The 20,595-nt window shown below is 60.0% G+C and carries 20 protein-coding genes and 1 pseudogene; 15 read left to right on the forward strand and 6 right to left on the reverse strand.

Features of this window, described 5'->3' with window-relative positions; all coding sequences use genetic code 11:
- Window positions 1–4 precede the first annotated feature (4 nt).
- Window positions 5–883 (reverse strand): 4-hydroxy-tetrahydrodipicolinate synthase, encoded by an 879-nt coding sequence (gene dapA / locus AC2D8U_RS18385; protein ID WP_484620536.1) that lies wholly within the window; start codon window positions 881–883, stop codon window positions 5–7.
- A gap of 183 nt (window positions 884–1,066) precedes the next feature.
- On the opposite strand from dapA, the gene AC2D8U_RS18390 reads away from it, so the two are divergent.
- From AC2D8U_RS18390 to AC2D8U_RS18450, 13 genes and pseudogenes are all read left to right on the forward strand, one after another.
- Window positions 1,067–1,603: a glycine cleavage system transcriptional repressor gene (locus AC2D8U_RS18390; protein ID WP_484620537.1), complete on the forward strand. Its 537-nt coding sequence runs from the start codon at window positions 1,067–1,069 to the stop codon at window positions 1,601–1,603.
- A 10-nt stretch (window positions 1,604–1,613) separates the two neighbouring features.
- Window positions 1,614–2,069, forward strand: a pseudogene (gene bcp / locus AC2D8U_RS18395) (thioredoxin-dependent thiol peroxidase); the annotation flags it as partial.
- A complete protein-coding gene (gene bcp / locus AC2D8U_RS18400; protein WP_484620596.1) occupies window positions 2,058–2,507 on the forward strand; it encodes a thioredoxin-dependent thiol peroxidase in 450 nt (149 codons plus the stop codon). The pseudogene bcp (AC2D8U_RS18395) and the gene bcp (AC2D8U_RS18400), both read left to right, overlap by 12 nt.
- A gap of 4 nt (window positions 2,508–2,511) precedes the next feature.
- Window positions 2,512–2,802, forward strand: coding sequence for a hypothetical protein (locus AC2D8U_RS18405; protein ID WP_484620538.1), 291 nt, complete (start codon window positions 2,512–2,514; stop codon window positions 2,800–2,802).
- A 38-nt stretch (window positions 2,803–2,840) separates the two neighbouring features.
- A complete protein-coding gene (locus AC2D8U_RS18410; protein ID WP_484620539.1) occupies window positions 2,841–3,485 on the forward strand; it encodes a ZrgA family zinc uptake protein in 645 nt (214 codons plus the stop codon).
- A gap of 37 nt (window positions 3,486–3,522) precedes the next feature.
- On the forward strand, window positions 3,523–4,212 hold the full coding sequence (locus AC2D8U_RS18415) for an ABC transporter ATP-binding protein (RefSeq protein WP_484620540.1): 690 nt from the start codon (window positions 3,523–3,525) through the stop codon (window positions 4,210–4,212).
- Window positions 4,206–5,456, forward strand: a complete 1,251-nt coding sequence (locus tag AC2D8U_RS18420) for an ABC transporter permease (protein WP_484620541.1) — start codon at window positions 4,206–4,208, stop codon at window positions 5,454–5,456. The genes AC2D8U_RS18415 and AC2D8U_RS18420 overlap by 7 nt, the downstream gene beginning before the upstream one ends.
- A 9-nt stretch (window positions 5,457–5,465) precedes the next feature.
- Window positions 5,466–5,966: a DUF3299 domain-containing protein gene (locus tag AC2D8U_RS18425; protein WP_484620542.1), complete on the forward strand. Its 501-nt coding sequence runs from the start codon at window positions 5,466–5,468 to the stop codon at window positions 5,964–5,966.
- 1,138 nt (window positions 5,967–7,104) lie between these two features.
- Window positions 7,105–8,757 carry an FAD-dependent oxidoreductase gene (locus tag AC2D8U_RS18430; protein WP_484620597.1) on the forward strand — a complete coding sequence of 551 codons (1,653 nt, stop codon included), beginning with the start codon at window positions 7,105–7,107 and terminating at the stop codon, window positions 8,755–8,757.
- 73 nt (window positions 8,758–8,830) lie between these two features.
- Window positions 8,831–9,229 (forward strand): YeeE/YedE family protein, encoded by a 399-nt coding sequence (locus tag AC2D8U_RS18435; RefSeq protein WP_484620543.1) that lies wholly within the window; start codon window positions 8,831–8,833, stop codon window positions 9,227–9,229.
- An 11-nt stretch (window positions 9,230–9,240) separates the two neighbouring features.
- Entirely contained in the window at window positions 9,241–9,741 is a 501-nt protein-coding gene (locus tag AC2D8U_RS18440; RefSeq protein WP_484620544.1) for a DUF6691 family protein, read from the forward strand.
- A 276-nt stretch (window positions 9,742–10,017) separates the two neighbouring features.
- Window positions 10,018–11,349: a sulfatase-like hydrolase/transferase gene (locus AC2D8U_RS18445; RefSeq protein ID WP_484620545.1), complete on the forward strand. Its 1,332-nt coding sequence runs from the start codon at window positions 10,018–10,020 to the stop codon at window positions 11,347–11,349.
- A 244-nt stretch (window positions 11,350–11,593) separates the two neighbouring features.
- Window positions 11,594–12,922: a sulfatase-like hydrolase/transferase gene (locus AC2D8U_RS18450; protein WP_484620546.1), complete on the forward strand. Its 1,329-nt coding sequence runs from the start codon at window positions 11,594–11,596 to the stop codon at window positions 12,920–12,922.
- A gap of 186 nt (window positions 12,923–13,108) precedes the next feature.
- On the opposite strand, the gene AC2D8U_RS18455 is transcribed toward AC2D8U_RS18450, so the two are convergent.
- Entirely contained in the window at window positions 13,109–13,777 is a 669-nt protein-coding gene (locus AC2D8U_RS18455) for an exonuclease domain-containing protein (protein WP_484620547.1), read from the reverse strand.
- A complete protein-coding gene (locus AC2D8U_RS18460; protein WP_484620548.1) occupies window positions 13,774–15,621 on the reverse strand; it encodes a DUF294 nucleotidyltransferase-like domain-containing protein in 1,848 nt (615 codons plus the stop codon). The genes AC2D8U_RS18455 and AC2D8U_RS18460 overlap by 4 nt, the downstream gene beginning before the upstream one ends.
- A gap of 239 nt (window positions 15,622–15,860) precedes the next feature.
- On the opposite strand from AC2D8U_RS18460, the gene AC2D8U_RS18465 reads away from it, so the two are divergent.
- Window positions 15,861–16,088 carry a hypothetical protein gene (locus AC2D8U_RS18465; RefSeq protein WP_484620549.1) on the forward strand — a complete coding sequence of 76 codons (228 nt, stop codon included), beginning with the start codon at window positions 15,861–15,863 and terminating at the stop codon, window positions 16,086–16,088.
- A 54-nt stretch (window positions 16,089–16,142) separates the two neighbouring features.
- On the opposite strand, the gene AC2D8U_RS18470 is transcribed toward AC2D8U_RS18465, so the two are convergent.
- Both AC2D8U_RS18470 and AC2D8U_RS18475 read right to left on the reverse strand, forming a co-directional pair.
- On the reverse strand, window positions 16,143–17,897 hold the full coding sequence (locus AC2D8U_RS18470; RefSeq protein WP_484620550.1) for a sodium:solute symporter family protein: 1,755 nt from the start codon (window positions 17,895–17,897) through the stop codon (window positions 16,143–16,145).
- A gap of 4 nt (window positions 17,898–17,901) precedes the next feature.
- Window positions 17,902–18,168, reverse strand: coding sequence for a DUF4212 domain-containing protein (locus AC2D8U_RS18475; protein ID WP_484620551.1), 267 nt, complete (start codon window positions 18,166–18,168; stop codon window positions 17,902–17,904).
- Between the two features lie 318 nt (window positions 18,169–18,486).
- On the opposite strand from AC2D8U_RS18475, the gene AC2D8U_RS18480 reads away from it, so the two are divergent.
- Window positions 18,487–19,746: an NRAMP family divalent metal transporter gene (locus AC2D8U_RS18480; RefSeq protein WP_484620552.1), complete on the forward strand. Its 1,260-nt coding sequence runs from the start codon at window positions 18,487–18,489 to the stop codon at window positions 19,744–19,746.
- 74 nt (window positions 19,747–19,820) lie between these two features.
- On the opposite strand, the gene AC2D8U_RS18485 is transcribed toward AC2D8U_RS18480, so the two are convergent.
- Window positions 19,821–20,474: a cupin domain-containing protein gene (locus tag AC2D8U_RS18485; protein ID WP_484620553.1), complete on the reverse strand. Its 654-nt coding sequence runs from the start codon at window positions 20,472–20,474 to the stop codon at window positions 19,821–19,823.
- Window positions 20,475–20,595 lie beyond the last annotated feature (121 nt).

The following is a 20,595-nucleotide window of genomic DNA, read 5'->3' on the forward strand; positions in this document are numbered from 1 at the left end:
TCCCTCAAGCAGCCGCAGAGGCCTCAATTGCCTCGCGAACAATCGTTTTGGTTGCGTCGGACGGACCGGTCAACGGCAGGCGATAGTGAGTCTGAGACGTCAGTTCCAGTGCTTCCATGGCCCACTTTACCGGGATGGGGTTCGCTTCCACAAACAGCGCGGTATAGAGCGGACACAGCTGGGCATCAAGCGCTCGTGCCGCTGTCAGTTCACCGGACAGGGCGGCATCGCATAAGCCCTTGAACGCCGCTGGGCGCACATTGTTGGTCACAGAGATCACACCATCACCGCCAGCCAACATAAAGGCCATGGCGGTAGGGTCATCACCGGATAACAAAAGAAAGTCATCACCACAGGCTTGGCGCAGGGGGGTTACCCGAGACAGATCGCCGGTCGCATCCTTAATACCTACGATGTTTTTTACCCGGCTTAGTTCCACCACGGTCTCATTGGCAATATCACAACAGGTACGGCCCGGGACATTGTAGAGCAGCTGCGGCTTGTCGGTCGCCGCTGCAATCGCCTTGAAATGCGCCAACATGCCATTCTGGGACGGCTTGTTGTAATAGGGTGCCACGGTCAGCATACCGTCAACCCCAATGGCATCGAGCGCCTTGGTCAGTTCGATAGCCTCGGCAGTGCAATTGGCGCCACTGCCGGCGATCACAGGAATGCGGCCAGCCGCTTGCTTAACCACAGCTTCTACCACGGCAATATGTTCCGGAACGGACAAGGTGGCTGATTCACCGGTCGTGCCCACCGCAACAATACCATCGGTACCCTGCTCAATATGAAATTCCACCAGACGGCTCAAGGCGTCGAAGTCCACCGACCCGTCCTGCTGCATCGGCGTTACCAACGCCACAATACTTCCCCGAAACATGCGTTTTTTCCTTACGACGTGAGGCAGCTATGGTAATGGCGCGACACTGGGATGACAAGGGAGCCTACATCAATCCTCAGTTGTGCTAGCATAGCAGCCCAAGCAGACAAACCCGGTTCGACGCCAAACACTTATGGCGAATAACACACCAACTCCAAACCGTTCAAGAAAAAAGGGAGCGCTATGACCCAGTTTCTGGCCGTCACCGCGATGGGCACCGATCGGCCCGGCATCGTCAACGAGCTGGCGAAACTGACCGCCGCCTGTGATTGTGACATCCTCGACAGCCGGGTGGCCATCTTTGGTAACGAGTTTTCCCTGATCATGCTGGTCGGGGGCAGTTATGGTGCCATTACCCGGTTGGAGAATGAGTTACCCGTTGTCGCCGCCAGCCTGGAGCTGATGACCATCTGCAAGCGCACCTCCACCCACATGGCCGCCGACTTTTCGGGCCACCTGGTGGTGGAGTTTGAAGGCGAGGATAAACGGGGCACCATGCGCCAGATCACCCAGTTCCTGGCCGACCGCGATCTGGATCTCGCCGGTTTCCGCTCCCATGCCCACAAAGGTGAACAGCAAACCGGCGTACAGCAGGTAGAAGTCAGCATCAATGTGACCGCCGGGATCGATCTTGATGCCCTGATCAAGAGCCTGACAGAACTGGCCGACAGCATGGGACTCAACTGCACCATTCAACGTATGGAAAACCAATCAGAGTAAGGACCTTATGATGGATACCCTGCAAGCGGGTGCCAAGGCACCGGAATTTGCCCTGCAAAACCAACATGATGAAACCGTTCACCTGAGCGATTTTGCCGGCAAACGGGTTCTGGTGTATTTCTACCCCAAGGCGATGACCCCCGGCTGCACGGTGCAGGCGCAACACTTGCGGGACATCAAGGCCGAACTCGATGATGAAGGCGTCGTAGTACTGGGGATCAGCCCGGATCCTGTGGCCCAACTGGCGAAATTTGCCGATAAGGAAGCCTTGAACTTCCACCTGCTGTCCGACGAGGATCATGCCGTCGCCGATGCCTTTGGTGTCTGGGGACCCAAGCAGTTTGCCGGCAATCACTTTGACGGCATTCATCGCCTCAGCTTCCTGATCGGCCCGGATGGCATCATCAAGCGCTTCATTGATCAGTTCCAGACCAAAAATCACCACCAGGTGGTGATGGACTTCATCAAACCCGCGCCCGACTTCAGCCTGACCAACCAGGACGGCGACACCGTCTCCCTGAGCGACTTTACCGGCAAGCGGGTGCTTGTGTATTTCTACCCCAAGGCGATGACGTCGGGCTGCACGGTGCAGGCTCAGGGGCTGCGGGACATTCAGCAACAACTGGAGGAGAAGGACGTCGTGGTGCTGGGCATTAGCCCGGATCCGAGCGAGCGTCTGGCCAAGTTTACCCAGCGGGATCAGCTCAACTTTCACCTGTTGTCCGATCCGGATCTGGCCGTCGCCAAAGCCTACGGGGCCTGGAAGCTGAAGAAGGTCAAAGGCGAAGAGGTTCCGGCCATTGCGCGCTTCAGTTATCTCATCGACGGAGATGGCAGCCTGGCTCATAAGCTCACCAAATTTAAGACACAGGACCACCACCAAGCGGTGCTGGATCTGCTCTAACCCCATGCGTTTTCCCCTGCTTCGGCCCCTGGCCCTGATCCTGCTGCTCTGGTCCGTCGGTCTCTCCATGCTGACGACCCTGGCCCTGGCCGAAGCACTGCATGAACACGAGCAGGGGGTGCCCTGCGCCCAGGCTCAACTGATCGAGCACTGGTACCAGGCCACCGGCCTGACCCAACGGGTGCTGCCCTCCCCAACCGGACAGGCCCCAAAACTCAGTCATCTACCCTACCAGGCCCCGGATGTGGCCCTGCGCCAGTTCGGCAATCGCGATCCCCCTCACTCCCGTTGTTAAGAAATTCTGACATTACTTTTTACAACGGGAGTTACCCAATGAGATCACCCATCGCTTTTGCCATCGCCGCCGCCCTGATGCTGGCCGGCTGCCACCCCCATGACCATGATCATGACCATTCGCACGATCATGGTCATGACCATGCTCATCCCCACGGATCGGCCGCCCTGGCGGATCAGGCCCAGAGCCAGGACCACGGCCATGACCACGGCCATGACCACGAGCCGGGTGCCGGCCATGGCGCCCACGCCCACGGTGAGGGTCAACTGGCCCTGATCCAGGACGGAGATGCTCTGCAGATCAGCCTCACCCTGGACACGGACGCCCTGTGGGGCTTTGAGCGGGCCCCCGCCAACGCCGAGGAGGAAGCCTTGGTGCGCCGTGTCCTCGGCCAGTTGACCGCAGGCCACCGCTTCTTTGTCCTCAACCAGCAGGCCGCTTGTCAGCCAACGGACGTCGAGATCCTGCCTCCCGACGGCCTGGATCAGCCTGGCCATGTGGGCCATATGGAGCTGGAAGCGCACTGGCGCTGGCAATGCCAAGCCCCCGACGCCCTCAACCGGCTGCGAGTGGATCTGTTCAAGCACTACCCAGAGATCCATCGCCTGAGCACCCAACGGCTCACGGCGACCGGCAGTGGCGGGGCCAACCTGTCCCCGAACAGCGCCACCATGACCTGGTAAGCGCCCCCCTTTTATGCAAGTAACCAGACAAGTACCAATGCAACAACTGATCATAAATAATCTGGCCTATCGCTGGCCCGGCGGTGAGCGAACGCTCACCGTGCCCAAGCTGGCCCTGGCCGCTGGCGAGCGTGCCATGCTGCGCGGCGCCTCGGGCAGCGGCAAATCCACCCTGCTCAATCTGATCAGCGGGGTGCTCGCGCCCGACAGCGGCTCATTGCAACTGCTGGGCCAGGAGCTGTCCAGCCTCAGCGCCGCCAAGCGCGATCACCTGCGCGCCGACGCCATGGGGATCGTCTTCCAGCAATTTAACCTGCTGCCCTACCTCAACGTTCGAGACAATATCCTGCTGCCCCTCAAGTTTGCCCCACAGCGACGCCAGCGGGTAACGGATCCCCAAGGCGAGATCCTGCGCCTGCTCGAGGCCATGGAGCTGGGTGCCGAACTGCTCGAGCGCCCCGTCACCGAACTGTCCGTCGGCCAGCAACAACGGGTCGCCGTGGCCCGCGCCCTGATCGGTGCACCGGCATTGATCCTGGCGGACGAGCCCACCTCGGCGCTGGATCCACAAGCCCGCGACCGCTTTATGGATCTGCTGGCCAGCTGTTGCCGGGACAGTGGCTCTGCCCTGCTGCTGGTCAGCCATGATCCCGATCTGGCCCGAGTGGTGGACAGTGAATACCTGCTGCACGTCGGCGAGCAGGGAACCGAGGTACTGCCATGCTGAGCCTGATCCTGCGCAGCATGCGCAACCGCCTCACCAGCGTCACCCTCACCCTGACCGTGATCGCCATCTCCGTCGCCCTCTTCATCGGCGTAGAGCTGGTCCGCAGTCAAGCCAAGCAGAGCTTTGCCAACACCATCTCGGGGACCGATCTGGTGGTCGGCGCCCGCAGCGGCAACATCAACCTGCTGCTCTACTCCGTCTTTCGCCTGGGCAACGCCACCAACAACATCGGCTACGACACCTACAGCACCCTGTCCCAGGCCCGGGGCGTCGCCTGGACCATTCCGCTGGCCCTGGGGGACTCCCACCGGGGCTACCGGGTCGTGGGCACCAACGACGACTACTTCCGTCACTACCAGTTTGGTCAGCGCCAGTCACTGTCCCTCTCCGAGGGCCGTGAGTTCGACGGCCTGTTTGAGGTGGTCCTGGGGGCCGAAGTCGCCCGCAAGCTGAACTATGAGTTGGGCCAGGAGATCGTCCTGGCCCACGGAGCCGGTGGCTCCACCAGCTTCTCCCAGCATGACGATATGCCCTTCACCGTGGTCGGGATCCTGGCCGCCACCGGCACCCCGGTGGATCGCAGCCTGCACGTCTCCCTGGAGGCTATCGAGGCGATCCACCTGGGCTGGCAGGGCGGCACCCGTACCCATGGCGTCGACATCGACCAACTCGACCAGTTCGATCTCACCCCCAAGACCATCACCGCCTTCCTGCTGGGACTGGAGAGCAAGTTCCAACTGCTCAACGTCCAACGGGCCATCAATACCCACCGCAGCGAACCCCTCTCCGCCGTGCTCCCCGGCATGGCCCTGGCCGAGTTGTGGACCCTGCTGGATCAGGCCGAGAAGGCCCTGGCCATCGTCGCCGGTTTCGTCGTCGCCGTCGGCCTGACCGGCATGCTCACCACTCTGCTCGCCAGCCTGGGGGAACGCCGACGGGAGATGGCCATCCTCCGCGCCATGGGGGCCGGTCCCCGCCATATCTTCCTGCTGCTGTGGGTCGAGGCGGCGGCACTGGCCCTGATCGGTACCCTGCTGGGCTACCTGCTGGCCCAGGGCGTGATCCTGGCATTGGCCCCCTATGCACTGGCACAATACGGCCTGGTATTGAAGGTGGGCCTGCCCACCGGCACCGTGGCCTGGATGATGCTCTCGGTTCAGATCGCCGGCTCTCTGGCCGGAGTGATCCCCGCCTGGCGCGCCTACCGCACCACCCTGGCCGATGGCCTGACGCAACGACTGTAAGGAAAGAAAATGAAGTGGTTACACACCTTGGCGGCCATTGGCCTGCTGCTACCGGCGATGGCCAGTGCCGAGATCCGGGTCCTCCAATGGGAGGATCTGCGCCCCGCCGATGAACAGGCCCAGATGTTGGCTCCGGCCAACCCCCATATGGGCGACCCCTTTGCCGATGAAAGCGGCCCGGCAGACTGGGTCCAGCCCATCGGCCAGGTCGTCCCCGAACTGGATGGTCAGATCATCAAATTACCCGGCTTTATCGTGCCGCTGGAGGGGGATGAAACCAAGGTCACCGAGTTCCTGCTGGTACCCTACTTCGGCGCCTGCGTCCACGTACCGCCGCCACCGACCAACCAGCTGGTGTACGTCAACTACCCCCAGGGCATTCCCATCGACATCATCTGGGACGCGGTCTGGGTGACCGGCAAGGTCGCCACCGCCACCTTTAACGTCGAGGAGTTCGCCGCCGGCTACTCCATGGAAGCCAGCCTGGTGAACCCCTACGACGAAGGCTGAGACAACTCAGACTCAACGTGAAGAGACAAAGCGGTGCCCAGGGGCACCGCTTTTTGCTATGGCTGCTTTGGCACCCTAGCTAGGTTCTAGGATCGCTGCGCTGCTAGGTTCTAAGAAGAGCCAGAGCAAAGGGCCGGTTGGGCGCCAAAACAGGCCATTGAACTTGAATAACAATGTTTGGGGTAGGTTAGATTAGCGAGCGCTCTTTTCGCGTAATCTGACATTGAGATCTCGGATCGGACCGATGAGCCCGTGCCAATAGCGATGCCGCTATGTCAGATTACGGCGGATCACCCCTTTTCGTTTTGGCCACTTTGGTGCGCGCCTAATCTAACCTACGTCTGGGTAATGCGTACAGGTGCTCAATGACTGCTCCGTGGCGAAACCAGCCCTCCGCTGGCGTGTTCAACAAGGTTGCGCTTCGCTTGGGCTCAACTTCAACCTACAGTCGGCATGGGCGAAACCTTCCCCCGAGCCTGCTGCCCCACCCGTTTCTTCGCCGACTTTGAGGAGGGCCCCCACTCCGAGGGTTGGACCACAAGCTTTTTTTGACGACCGCTCAATCTAATAAAAAGACTCGTCAGGCGCCGCCGCAGTGAAGGCCAAGGGGATTGTGGCGGAGCGCGCAGCCGGGCGAAGCCCCCCTCTCTTCAAAAAACCTGGCTGCCGTCGCCAGCGCGACAACCCAGGTTGGGGAACCAGTTCATAGCCATGTCGCAGCCATCCATTGCATAGAAAATGATGGACCCTTTGGGCCGCAAACGGCCACCGAAAATCAGGATCCCAGTCACCTTGGTGCTGACTTCGAGTACTCCGCAGCCCCCCTATGTTCCCGGCACTCAGGCTTCCACGCTCGACAGAGGAGGAATTTCCCTGGTCATGCCTTGCCCTTTGTTCATCCGTCCACCTGACCGCATTTACATTCTTGCAACCCACCTGTCCCATGTGCCGTCGCAGCACCGCCCCCAGTTGTTGCAAACATGTATCCAATCCACTCACCGCCTGCCCTACCGAGCGATGTGATCCCCCTTCTCTTTTTTCAGCCAACCCCATTGCCCATAAATTTAGAAACCGCTAAATTAGCGCCACTGCATAAGTAGAACGCCTATCAGGGCACAAGGGAGCAAAAAGAATGAGTGTGAAGAAGCTATTGATCATCGGCGGTGTCGCCGGTGGTGCCTCGGCCGCCGCCCGGGCACGCCGCCTCAACGAAGAGGTGGAGATCATTATGTTCGAACGGGGGGACTACATCTCGTTCGCCAACTGTGGCCTGCCCTACCATGTCAGCGGTGAGATCGCCTCCCGTGATGCCCTGGTACTGCAAACGCCACAGAGCTTCAAGTCCCGCTTCAACGTGGACGTTCGCCTGCAGAACGAGGTCGTGGCCATCGATCGTGCCGCCAAAACCGTGCGGATCAAGCACACGGTCACCGGCGAAACCTACGAAGAGTCCTACGATGCGTTGATCCTCTCCCCCGGCGCGGCTCCTGTAACGCCGCCGATCCCGGGTCTGCAGACGCCCCGTACCTTTTCCCTGCGCAACCTGCCGGACATGGATCGGATCATCGCCGCCATCAAGGCGAACCAGCCAAGCCATGCCACCGTGGTCGGCGGCGGCTTTATCGGCCTGGAGATGATGGAAGCCCTGCGCGAGCTGAAGATCAACGTTACCCTGCTGGAGCTGTCCAACCAGGTGATGGCACCGGTCGACCCTGAGATGGCCAACATGGTGCACCAGGAGATCGTCGATCACGGCGTCGATCTGCGCCTGGGCACAGGCCTGCAGGCCGTCGAGCAGATCCAGGGCGGCCTGCAGCTGTTCCTGAGTAACGGTGAGCAGCTCAAGACCGAACTGTTGATCAGCGCCATCGGCGTGAAGCCGGAAACCAAACTCGCGGTGGACGCGGGACTGGCCATCGGTGCGCTGGGCGGGATCGCCGTAGATGACCGCATGCGCACCTCGGATCCGGCCATCTTTGCCGTGGGGGATGCCATCGAAGAGGTGGATCTGCTCACCGGTGAAAAGGCCCTCATTCCCCTGGCAGGCCCCGCCAACCGTCAAGGCCGTATTGCCGCCAACAATATCTTTGGTGCGGATGAGTCCTACAACAAGACTCAGGGCACGGCGATCTGCCGCGTGTTCGGCCTGGCCGTGGCGGCCACCGGCCTAAACGAGAAGCGCCTCGAGCGCAGCGAGATCCCCTTTGAGAAGATCTACGTGCATCCGGCCAGCCACGCCAGCTACTTCCCGGGCGCCCACCCCGTCTCCCTCAAACTGCTGTTTAACCCCGTCGATGGCAAGATCCTCGGTGCCCAGGCCGTTGGCCGCGATGGCATCGACAAGCGTATCGACGTGCTGGCCGTGGCGATCCGCGCCGGCCTGACGGTCTTTGATATGCAGGAGATGGAGCTGACCTACGCGCCGCCGTTTGGCTCCGCCAAGGACGTCCTCAACCAGGCCGGCTTCGTCGCCAGCAACACCATCAAGGGCGATCTGCGGATCTGCCACAGTGCCGAGATGGACGCGCCGAGCGATCAGCAGATCCTGCTCGACGTGCGTAATCCCGGCGAATTGGAGCGCACCGGCACCATCGAAGGTGCCATCAATATCCCGGTGGATCAGCTGCGCGACCGTCTGGGCGAACTGCCTAAGGACAAGGAAATTCTGCTGTTCTGCCAGGTCGGCCTGCGGGGCCATGTTGCCTACCGCATGCTGGTCAACCACGGCTTTACCGCCAAGAACCTGACCGGCGGCTACAAGACCTATCAACAGGTCAACGCCCGCTTCTAAACCGGGCCTGAAGTCCGACTGTTTTGGCCCGCTACAGAGGTAGCGGGCTTTGTTCCGCTAACGAGAAACGACAATGAACGAACTGCTTTCCGCCCTACTGGGCGGTGTTTTGATCGGTATCGCCGCCATCGGCCTGATGCTGTTTAACGGCCGCATCGCCGGGATCAGCGGGATCCTGGCCGGTGCCCTGACCAACACCCCGGGCAATGGCTGGCGCTACGCCTTCCTGCTGGGCCTGATCGGCAGTGGCTCCCTGCTCGCACTGATCGGCGGTACCAGCGCCGACAACCTGGTGAGCCTACCGCTGCTGATCATCGCTGGCCTGCTGGTGGGCCTGGGGGCCTTCATCGGCAATGGCTGCACCAGTGGCCACGGGATCTGCGGCCTGGGCCGCCTCTCCATCCGCTCCCTGGTGGCCACCGCCACCTTTATGGGCAGTGCCGCCCTCGCCGCCACCCTGTTGCACGGATAAGGAACCCAGTCATGAAAAAATTGCTTCCTATGCTGAGCGCCCTGATCTGCGGTGCCCTGTTTGGCCTGGGCTTATTCCTCTCCGGTTTGGCCGAACCGGCCAAGGTGATCGGCTTTATCAACCTCAAAGGCCTGCTGGATGGCAGTTGGGACCCGACCCTGATGCTGGTGATGGCCGGTGCCCTGGGGATCTACGTGCCCACCTACCATTTCATAGTCAAGCCACGCCTGGCCGCCGAGCGCGCCCCTGTACTGGAGTGTCGTTACCATCAGCCCAAATCCACCCGCATCGATCGCTCCCTCTTGGCAGGTAGCGCGCTGTTTGGCCTGGGCTGGGGCGTGGCCGGGATCTGCCCTGGACCGGCGCTGGCCAACCTGGGGCTGGGTAACCTGGGCACCCTCGCCTTCGTCGCGGCCATGATTGTGGGGATCGCCATTGGCTGTGCCATCACGACGCAACGTGACAGGAAGAGCGCGAATACCAATACCCAAACGAGCCAAGAAGCGGCCTGAGGCCGACTCGCACACTCATCAAAAGGGCACCGTGCCAACCGCAGCGGTGCCCTTTCTCCGACGCCCCCTCGTGTCTCGAACACAAATGTCACCTCCCTTCGCCGTGGATCCCACTCACGCATATCGCCTTTCTCGGCAACCACTCTACCGTGTGATGTGTCCGGCCTTTCCTTTCAAATCCGCGTAAAGCAACGTCAGCTCGGCTTTCATGCGGAACCCGACATGCTAATTTAACTCGACTTTTTGTTCCCATCATCAACAGGTAGAAGAACAACTATGATGCCGACCAGCAAAAATGCACTGCACGGCGCCCTCGCGGCCGGACTGCTCAGCACCAGTCCCGTCGCCCTGGCCGACGCCAATGAGCACATCAACTTCATCTGGATCGTCGCCGACGATCTGGGCTACGGCGACACCGGATTTAACGGCTCCACCGAGATCCCAACCCCTTTTATGGATCAGATCGCCGAAGCTGGCGTAGCCATGACCACGGCCTATGTCACGGCCCCCGTTTGCGGTCCCTCTCGTGCGGGCTACCATACCGGTCGCTATCAGCACCGCTGGGGCTATGAAGGCAACGTAGGGCCGGCGCAGCCGGAGATGCGCGGCACCCCGCCCGATATCACCATGATCCAGGAGTACCTGCAGACCCTGGACTACCACACGGGCATGGTGGGTAAGTTCCACGATGGCAAAGGGGAAAAATTCCAACCCTATAACCGCGGCTTCGACTTCTACTTCGGCTTTAATAACGGTGCGTCTGCCTACTGGATTGGTGACAATAAGAAAGGCATGCTGCGCCGCAACGCCGAACCGGTCGAACGGGAAGACGAGTACCTGACCCACGCCATGGGCCGTGAGGCCGTCGGCTTCATTCAGCGTAACGCCGATAAGCCCTTCTTCCTGGAAGTCGCCTTCACCGCGCCCCACGCGCCGATGCAGGCCCCGGATGACTACCTGGAAACGTTTAAACATCTGGGCGATAGACAGAAACTGGCGGCGATGATCAGCGCCATGGACGATAACATCGGCCGTATCCTCAATGAATTGGAAGAACAGGGGATCGCCGATAACACCATGATCGTGCTCTTCTCCGATAACGGCGGCAAGTTCCAGCACGGCGGCAGCAACGGCCCCCTGCGCGGTGAAAAGGGTGGCACCTTCGAAGGCGCTATTCGGGTTCCCTTCGCCGCCAAACTGCCGGACGTGATCCCAGCCGGCACCCGCTCCGACACCATGATCAGCTCCCTGGATCTCTTCCCGACCACGGTCAAGCTGGCCGGGGGTGAGATTGAGCCGGACTGGAACCTGGATGGTAAGGACATCCTGCCTGTGCTGTCCGGTAAGACCACCGAGTCCCCCCATGAAATGCTGTTCTGGCGCTATGGCGACAGCTGGGCCATTCGGGATACCGAGTGGAAACTGGTACAGAACGCGAAAGATGAACCCGGCCTGTTCAACCTGCTCGAAGATATGGGCGAGCAGAACAACCTGCTGCGCACCATGCCGGAGAAAGCGGAAGCGTTGCGGAAAAACTGGCTAGAGAAAAGCGCCGAAGTCGGCCCTGCCGCCTGGGGCCGCCATAAGGGCAAAATCGAGCGGGACTGAGTTCAAACCCGCCCCGGCATGGTACAACGGCGATCCTAGGGTCGCCGTTGTACCCTGTGCCCACCATCATCTTGAGTTTCCCCCGGCAAGCCCCCCTGTCTTGCCTACAGCTCCCGCTCTCACAGAGACATACGGCAAATAACACAAATTCAAGTAAACCTATGCCAAGTTAACTGCTTGCCAGCTTTTGTGGTGGTAACTTTGCTTGAAACACCCCTTTGTATAAACGGAAATTCAATAGAGCATGCTGCCATCACGCACAAGTGTCCTGCCCTGGGCCATCGCCACCGCCCTGCTGGGCACCACTCCCATCGCCCTTGCGGAGCAAAGCGACCACATCAACTTCCTCTGGATCGTCGCCGATGACCTGGGCTACGGTGATACCGGCTTCAACGGCTCCACCGAGATCCCAACCCCTTATATGGATCAGATCGCCGAGGCCGGCGTGGCCATGACCACGGCCTACGTCTCCGCCCCCGTCTGTGGTCCATCCCGGGCTGGCTTCCATACCGGCCGCTACCAGCATCGCTTCGGCTATGAAGGGAACGGCGGGCGTAAATGTCAGGATTGCGGCACCGCAACCAGCGAGCTGATGATCCAGGAGTACCTGCAGACCCTGGGCTACCACACCGGCCTGGTAGGCAAGTTCCATGACGGTAAAGATGAAGAGTTTCAGCCCTACAATCGCGGTTTCGACGAATACTTTGGCTTCAACAACGGCGCCTCCACCTACTACATCGAAGACAATGCGAACCGTTTGCTTTGGCGCAACGATCAACTCGTCGAGCGGGAAGATGAGTACCTGACCGATGCCTTTGGTCGGGAATCCGTTGACTTCATTCGTCGTAATGCCGATAAGCCCTTCTTCCTCGAAGTGGCCTTCAACGCGCCCCATGCGCCGATGCAGGCACCGGACGAAGATCTGGCCCGATTCAAACACCTGGGCAAGCGCCAGACCATCGCCGCGATGATCAGCAACATGGATAACAATATCGGGCGGATCCTCAAAGAACTCGAGGAGCAAGGCGTCGCCCATAACACCATGATTGTGCTGTTCTCCGACAACGGTGGCAAATGGGAGCATGGCGGCAGCAATGGCCCCCTGCGCGGTGAAAAAGCCGGTGCCTTTGAAGGGGCGATCCGCGTTCCCTTCGCGGCCAAATTGGCTGAAGTGATCCCCGCGGGAACCCGCTCAGACACCATGATCAGCGCCCTGGATCTCTTCCCCACCACGGTCAAGCTCGCAGGAGGTGAGATCGATCCCGAGTGGCAACTCGATGGTAAGAATATCCTGCCCGTGCTATCCGGCCAAACCACCGAATCCCCTCATGACCGCCTGTTCTGGCGCTACAGTGACAGCTGGGCGATCCGTGACGGTGACTGGAAACTGGTTCAGAACAAGAAAGAGGAGCCGGGCCTGTTCAACCTGGCCGACGACATGGGCGAGCAAAACAACCTGCTGCGCCAAATGCCCGAGAAAGCCGAAGAGCTACGCCAAACCTGGCTCGAGATCAGTGCCGAGGTCGGCCCCTCCGGCTGGGGCAAATACAAGGGCAAGATCGAGCGGGACTGATCTCCCCTCCCAACACAACGGCGCTTCGGCGCCGTTTGTGTTTCTTATCCTGCCAGAAGAGCCATTGTCCCCAAGCTTGCCTGCTCTTCGAAAGCGCCATCGCTCCCGAGTTGGCGAATACCGGTGAAATGCATCTGTGGTGATCGCCCCAGTTGTCACACTCACGTCGGCAATCCCCCTAACCCCCTAACCCAGCAGGGCCGTAATCGGCAGCGGCTTGCGTCCTGCCATGGCGCTGGCCTGGGCCAGCAGCACCTCGGCGCAGGCGATGGCGTCGATCAGGGCATTATGGCCCGGGTAGATGGGCAGGCCATAGCGCTCACGACAGTTGCCCAGGCGCAATTCATCGGATCTGGGCGTATCGCCACGGCGGGCGAAACGACGCTGTTCGATCTTCAGGGTATCCAGGGCAAGCAGTGGCGGGGCGGCGCCGAAACACTCCTGAAACGCCTTTTGCAGAAAAGCGAGATCCAGCAGGGCGTTGTGGCAGATCAAAGTCCGGCCCGCCAGCCGGGGCACCAGAGCCGCCAGGGCTTTACACAGGCTGTCCCCCTGGGCCATGTCCAGATCGCGAATGCCGTGAATGGTGCAACTGTTACCCACCTCACCGTCGATGCGAACGATCTGGTGCCAGGCCCGGTCCAACTGCACCCTGCCCGCTTCCACTGGCACGCAGGCGATGGAGAGGATGACATCCTGCTGGGGATTTAAACCGGTCAACTCCAGATCCAGGGCCAGCAGGGGCGCGCGGCGATAGTCCAGGCTCAGATCCGGCGGGCCCGCTTCGAAGAAGGGGATCAGGGCTGGCACTCGGTTTCGCCGTCGCGCCCAGTGAAATCTCAGGGTGTTGATCATAAGGTGCGCCCGTATTTGAGCTTGACGCCATCCTGGGCCCGGGCAACCACGGCAAAGGCGTCCTTAAGCTGGTGGCGAAGCAGCCCGGAGATCTGCCGGGTAGGGAGCCAGTTACTGGGCATTTCACCCGCTTCCAGTTGTCGTCCTTGATTTTGCAGGCGCAGGTAGGCGATAAACTCCAGGGCATCGGCCAGATTCAGGGCGTCTTTGCGGGTAAGCAATCCCGCCTTCATCGCCGCCTGGATCCGCTTGGGGGTACTGACCGCCGTACTGCCACAGGCCAGGGCATAGATCCGGGCAATGTCATTGATGATCGTCACGCCCTTGTGCTTGAGATCCAGCGCCTTGCGCTGCTCACCGTCCCGCTCCAGCACCAGTTGACGGAAGAAGCCCAGGGGGGGACTGAGCTGTCCGGCATTGGCCGCCATCATCGCCAGGAAGATCTGGTTGCCCTTGCACTGCTCCAGCACCGCATGCTGCAAGTGTTGTCCGAGTGTGATATTACCCGCCACCGGGCGCAGATCGAAGAAGATGCTGGCGTGCATTACCGCCATGGGCTCGGGCTCCTGGGTCCAGCGCCGAAACTGGCCTTCCCAACCTTTGGCACTGAGGCACCACTTGGGGTTCATCGCCATGATCCCGCCAGGACAATAGACGTAACCCGCCTCGTGGAGTCCGTCACAGACTTTGGTTGCCAGTTGATGGAAATACAGGCGTTCCGACTCATTGGGCTCCCTAGCCAGCAGCAAGCCATTGTCCTGATCGGACTTGCCCGCCTGATCCATCCGCGCCTGGGAGCCAAAGGCGAGCCAACACCAGGGCATTGGGGCTGGACCCAGCTCGGCCTGGGCCAGATCCAGCAGACGACGGGCCAGGGTGTCGGTCAGCAAGGTCAACACACGACCTATCTCCTCGGCGCGGGCATCGGCCTGGATCAGCGCGCGCATCAACACGGAGAACTGACCCGCCAGCTTGATCACCTCCTCCCGATCAGTCTGCCGCTCCAATTCGCCGATCAGGTGGAGGGGATCGGAGCGCTGCAGTCGGATCAGATCCGTTACAGTCACCACGCCCACAGGCTTACCCTGCTCCACCACGGGCAGATGATGGATATTGTGCCGACTCATGATCAGCATGGCTTCGAACACCAGAGTCGATGGTGCAACCGACAGGGTCGGCTGGGTCATCACTTCGGACAGCTGGCTATCGGCGGTTCGCCCCTGGGCCAGCACCCGACTGCGCAGATCCCGATCGGTCAGGATCCCCACCAATTTGTCCTCCTGAGTGACCATCAGGCAACTGATCCTATGCTCCGTCATTCGCTGGGCCGCCAGCTGGACACTGCAACCTGGCTCGATGCAGTGGGCCGGGCTGGCCATCACGGCTTTTACCCGGGCTGTGCTCTGATGATCCCGCGCCAGGTAGCGGGCACTGTAGCGTAACCGCTCGGCGTGTTTGCGATTGAAGAAACGATCAAACTCCCGACTTTCGCTGCGCAGGGCCTGAAACGCCGGCTCGCTAAGGATATAGACCAGGCCATCCTCCAGCACCCGGATCACATTACTCACTGCCTCACCGGTCAACAGTGAAGGGAAACCGAAGTAATCCCCCTCTCCCAGACGGTCCAGAAGATCCCCCGCTTCGCTGTGCACCTCGAAGGCGCCGTTGCGGACGATATAGAGATTGGGATGCTGATAATCCACCGGCACCTGTCCCTGGGCCTTGGCATAGTAAGCGATCTCTATTCCCCGGGCGGCGCTGGCCAGTGCCTCGGGAGTAAGCTGATCGAAGGGCACCAGGCTCGCCAGGAAATCCTCGATCGGGGCCAGTTCGGATGTGTTCATGTATGCCTCTCAATTCCCTGAAAAAGACCAATCACACCCAGTATTTACTCATTCAGCTGATAGATAAAGAGCTTTAGGCAAGGCAGTCAAACGACGCTCTAGTGGCTCTAAAGCAAGCTTGGCTAACGCAGCGCTCATTGTGAATTCGGGCGCTTTTTCATCAGCCCTGCGAGAAGGCTTCTGAATCGTTCAAATACTGAGTACGATTGGTATACATAAAAATCAACAAGGAGAGTGTTGTGCTCGAACTCATTCAAGCGTGTTTGTTGCTGGCCGGAGCGGCCATGGTGCTGTTGACTCTGGGGCTCTACATTCGCCGTACCGGTCGTTGGCGGGCCCTTATGCAGATCTGGATCGGCCAGCTCAAAGACCTCAATATGGCTGAGTTTCGCCTGTACCGAAGTGGTATTGTCCTGTTATTTATTGGAATTCTAGTGCGCATCCTTTTTCTCACGTTAGCCGCCTAAAGCGCCAAAGGGCAACCCATAGGGCTGCCCTTTTGATTGAGCGCTATGCCCCTTTTAGTGGTGTGTGGCGGCGCCGGATCCTTTCGGGAAACGGATGCTTTCCACCAGATCCTGCACATCTTCTGGAGTCTCTGCCGTTACCTTGCTCACGGCAAAGGCGACGATGAAGTTCAGCACCATGCCCAAGGTTCCGATCCCTTCCGGGGAGATCCCAAACAGCCAGTTCTCGGGCTTGTTGGCGATCAGCGGCTCGAAGAACACGCCCTTGTACGCCAGGATGTAGCCCGCGGTGAAGGTGATCCCCACGATCATGCCGGCAATCGCCCCCTCCTTGTTCATCTTCTTGGAGAAGATCCCCATGATGATGGCCGGGAAGAAGGAGGACGCGGCAAGGCCGAAGGCAAAGGCGACCACCTGCGCCACGAAGCCGGGTGGATTGATCCCAAGATAACCGGCAATACAGATGGCGACGGCCGCTGCGATCCGTGCGTAGGTCAACTCCTGCCTGTCGGAGATATTGGGCATCAGGTTCCGTTTGAGCAGATCGTGCGAGATGGAGGTGGAGATCACCAGCAACAGGCCTGCCGAGGTCGACAGGGCCGCCGCGATCCCGCCCGCTGCCACCAGGGCGATCACCCAGTTGGGCAACTTGGCGATCTCTGGGTTGGCCAGCACCATGATATCCCGGTCGATCTTCATGTTGTTGCGTTCATCACCGGAGTAGAACATCACTCCCTGCTCGGCCTTCTGCGCGCCATCACCAGTCGCCTTAACCTTGTCATCGGCACCGGAGAAACCGATCAGACCGGTCTGCTCCCAGTTCTTGATCCACTGGGGACGCTCTGAGTACAGGGTCCCCTGACCGTCACTGCCGTTGATGGTGTCAATCATGTTGATCCGGGCAAATGCCGCGACCGCCGGAGCCGTGGTGTACAGCAGGGCGATAAACACCAGGGCCCAACCGGCGGAGATCCGTGCATCGGAGACCTTAGGCACGGTGAAAAAGCGCACGATCACGTGAGGCAGGCCAGCGGTACCCACCATCAGGGCGGCGGTGATAAAGAAGACATCCACAGTGGACTTGGAGCCGTCGGTATACTGACTAAAGCCCAATTCCGCCATCAGGCCATCGAGTTTATCCAGCACCGAGACCCCCGGCTCGCTGAGCAGTTCAGAGCCGAAGCCGATCTGAGGGAAGGTATTGCCGGTCAGCATAATGGAGATGAACACGGCCGGTACCAGGTAGGCGGTGATCAGCACCACGTACTGGGCCACCTGGGTGTAAGTGATCCCCTTCATGCCGCCGAGTACGGCGTAGAAGAACACCACCACCATGCCGATGATCACCCCGGTCGTGACGTCCACCTCAAGGAAACGGGAGAACACCACGCCCACGCCCCGCATCTGGCCTGCCACATAGGTAAAGCAAACGAAGATGGCGCAGATCACCGCCACGGTCCGGGCGGTCTGGGAGTAGTAACGATCACCGATAAAGTCCGGCACGGTGAACTTGCCGAATTTGCGCAGGTAAGGGGCCAGGCACAGGGCCAACAGCACATAGCCACCGGTCCAGCCCATCAGGTAGACGGCGCCGTCATAACCCATAAAGGCAATAAGGCCCGCCATGGAGAGGAAGGAGGCGGCCGACATCCAGTCCGCCGCCGTCGCCATGCCGTTAGCAATGGGGTGTACACCACCACCGGCCACATAGAACTCCTTGGTGGATCCGGCCTTGGCCCAGATCGCGATGCCAATGTAGAGGGCAAAGGTCGCGCCCACCACGATGTAAGTGAGTGTTTGCAGATCCATCGCATCAGTCCTCGTGTACGTTGTACTTTTTGTCCAGCGCATTCATCTTGAATACGTAGACAAAGATGAGCGCCACAAAGACATAGATGGCCCCCTGCTGCGCAAACCAGAAGCCGAGCTTAAAGCCCCCCAGGTGCACCATATTCAGTACGTCGACCAGCAGGATCCCAAATCCGTAGGACACCACAAACCAGACCGCCAGAAGACCCAGCATCAGGCGGATATTTTCCCGCCAGTACGCTTTCGCCTGTTCATTGCTTTCAAAAGCCATAACCGCTCCCCGTTTCCATTTGTTGGAATAGTCAGCAGCTAACCTAGCAAGAGAAAAACTGTGAGGAAGATCGACCTTAGTCAAACATCCGGCGATCCCTGAACAGCCAAAGGATGTTAACGGTATGTTTTAATTGGATTTAAGTTCAATTTCACCGTTATGAACCCGATTCCAGGGTGTTGCTTAGACTTTGGTCGCAACCACTTGACCGACCAGCGTAATTTCCACTTGCTAAGGCTCTGAGTGATTAGGTACTTTGGCTGAAAACGGATGGCCAGACATCCAAATTAGAATAAAAATGCAATAAGGATGATTGCCATGACACAAACTGCTCAAACCCTCGATGCCCCCATAACCCGTCGCGGGGTGGCCATACTGGGCCCGGGGATCATGATGGCCGCCGCCGCCATCGGCGGCTCACACCTGGTGGCCTCAACCCAGGCTGGCGCCCTGTATGGCTGGCAGCTGGCTGCCCTGATTATCCTGGTGAACCTGCTTAAGTATCCTTTCTTCCAATACGGCGCCCGCTACAGCGCCATGACAGGAGAGTCCCTGCTGGCCGGCTACGCTCGGCTGGGCAAACCGGTACTGGCCCTCTTCCTGGGCCTGAACCTGTTTGCCGGGGTAGTAAACATCGCCGCCCTGCTGGGCCTGACCACCGCCCTGCTGATGTGGCTACTCCCCGGGGTACCGCAACAGCTGATCACCGTCTCCCTGGCGGCGATCTGTCTGAGCATCATCCTGCTGGGCCATTACCGCATGGTCGACAGGGTAACCAAATCCGTGGTTGCCCTGCTGGCCGTACTGACGCTGATCGTCGCCGGCCTCGCCCTGAGCCGCACGCCCGTGGCGCCGGCAGACTTTGTCGGCCCCTCGCCCTGGACCCTGGCTTCCCTGGGCTTCCTCATCTCCCTGATGGGCTGGATGCCTGCTCCGGTGGAGATCTCCGCCATGAACTCGGTGTGGTCTCGCAGCCAATACCAGGGCCAGCGCCCCGTTATGAAGAACGTGCTGTTTGATATGAATGTGGGCTACATAGGCACCGCCTTCCTGGCCCTGTGTTTCCTGGCCATCGGGGTGCAATTGATGCACGGCAGTGGCATCGAACTGTCAAAAAGCGGTGCCGGCTTTGCCGGGCAACTGGCCGACGCTTACGCCATGATCTTCGGTGACACCATCAAGCTGGTGGTGATCGTGGCGGCCGTGTGCTGCATCTTCAGCTCGGCCCTGACCTGTATCGACGGCTACAGCCGGGTCAGCTGTGCCGCCTGGGGCAACCTCAAGGGGACGGATCCGGATCATACCGAGAGCCGCCCCCTGGTGCTGACCAACACCCTGCTGGCATTGAGCATGGTAATGCTGTTTCCTGGCAGCCTTTTGGGCATGCTGAAGTTCGCCATGATCATGGCCTTCCTCACCACCCCCTTCGTCGCCTGGATGAACCATGCCCTGGTCAAAGCGCCCCATACGGATCCGGCACTGCGCCCCGGCAAACTGATGCGCGCCTGGTCCCTGACCGGCTTGATCTTCCTGTTCAGCTTTGCCGCCCTGTTTGTCTGGTGGCAGTGGCTCGGCTAAGTCGCACTTTTGCCACGGTAGAAACACGCCGCGCATCTGCGCGGCGTGTTTTTTGACTCCCTCCAGGTCCGTTCCTAGCCCTGTTTGCAATACACCACGCAGCCCGACGCACTGGCCGGACTGTGGCAATGGCCGACCGGCAGTCGGATCAGGGTCTCGGGGCCGTAGGTTTGCTCCCCATCCTGCACCTCCCCCTCCAGCACAAAGATCTCCGCCCCCTTGGGATGACGAAGCTCCCTTAAACGGGCGCCAGGCCTGAGCCGAAAAAGCTGGATCCGCTCTGGAAAACCGGGCTGTTGATAGAGAAGCTTGCTGGAGACGCCGTTGCATGACGTGGGTAGCCAGGGCTGCGTACCACTGTCCAGCACCCACTTCTGCCTTCCTGAGCCTGTGTATTGCCGCAGCTTGACCAGCAACAGGCAACCGGTTTCGGAGAAGGGACGATGGTGGCTACCATCGGGGTTGAGCAGGTAACTGCCCGCAGGATAATTGCCTTCTTCATCGGAAAAGACGCCGTCGAGCACCAGGATCTCTTCCCCATCGGGATGGGGGTGCCGATCAAAGCAGGCCCCGGGTCGAAACTGGACCAAAGCCGTCACCAAACCCGCCTCCGCAGATCCAACATGGCGCAACCGTTTTCGTAATACGCCATGGGCCGGACTGTTCTGCCAGGCCATGGTACCGCCGACGCTGATCACCGGCTCATCGGGGTAATCCGATAACGCCATACCCACCCCACTTAGTCACTCATTGTTCAGCCAGTGTGAACCCCTGAGTAAAAATATCCAGCCCGATTGTTCACCGGCAAAGCAAAGAGCACGGATCCGCGCCTAACAAATGCACTGTCGA

The sequence above is a fragment of the Ferrimonas sp. YIN67 genome, from assembly GCF_057219095.1.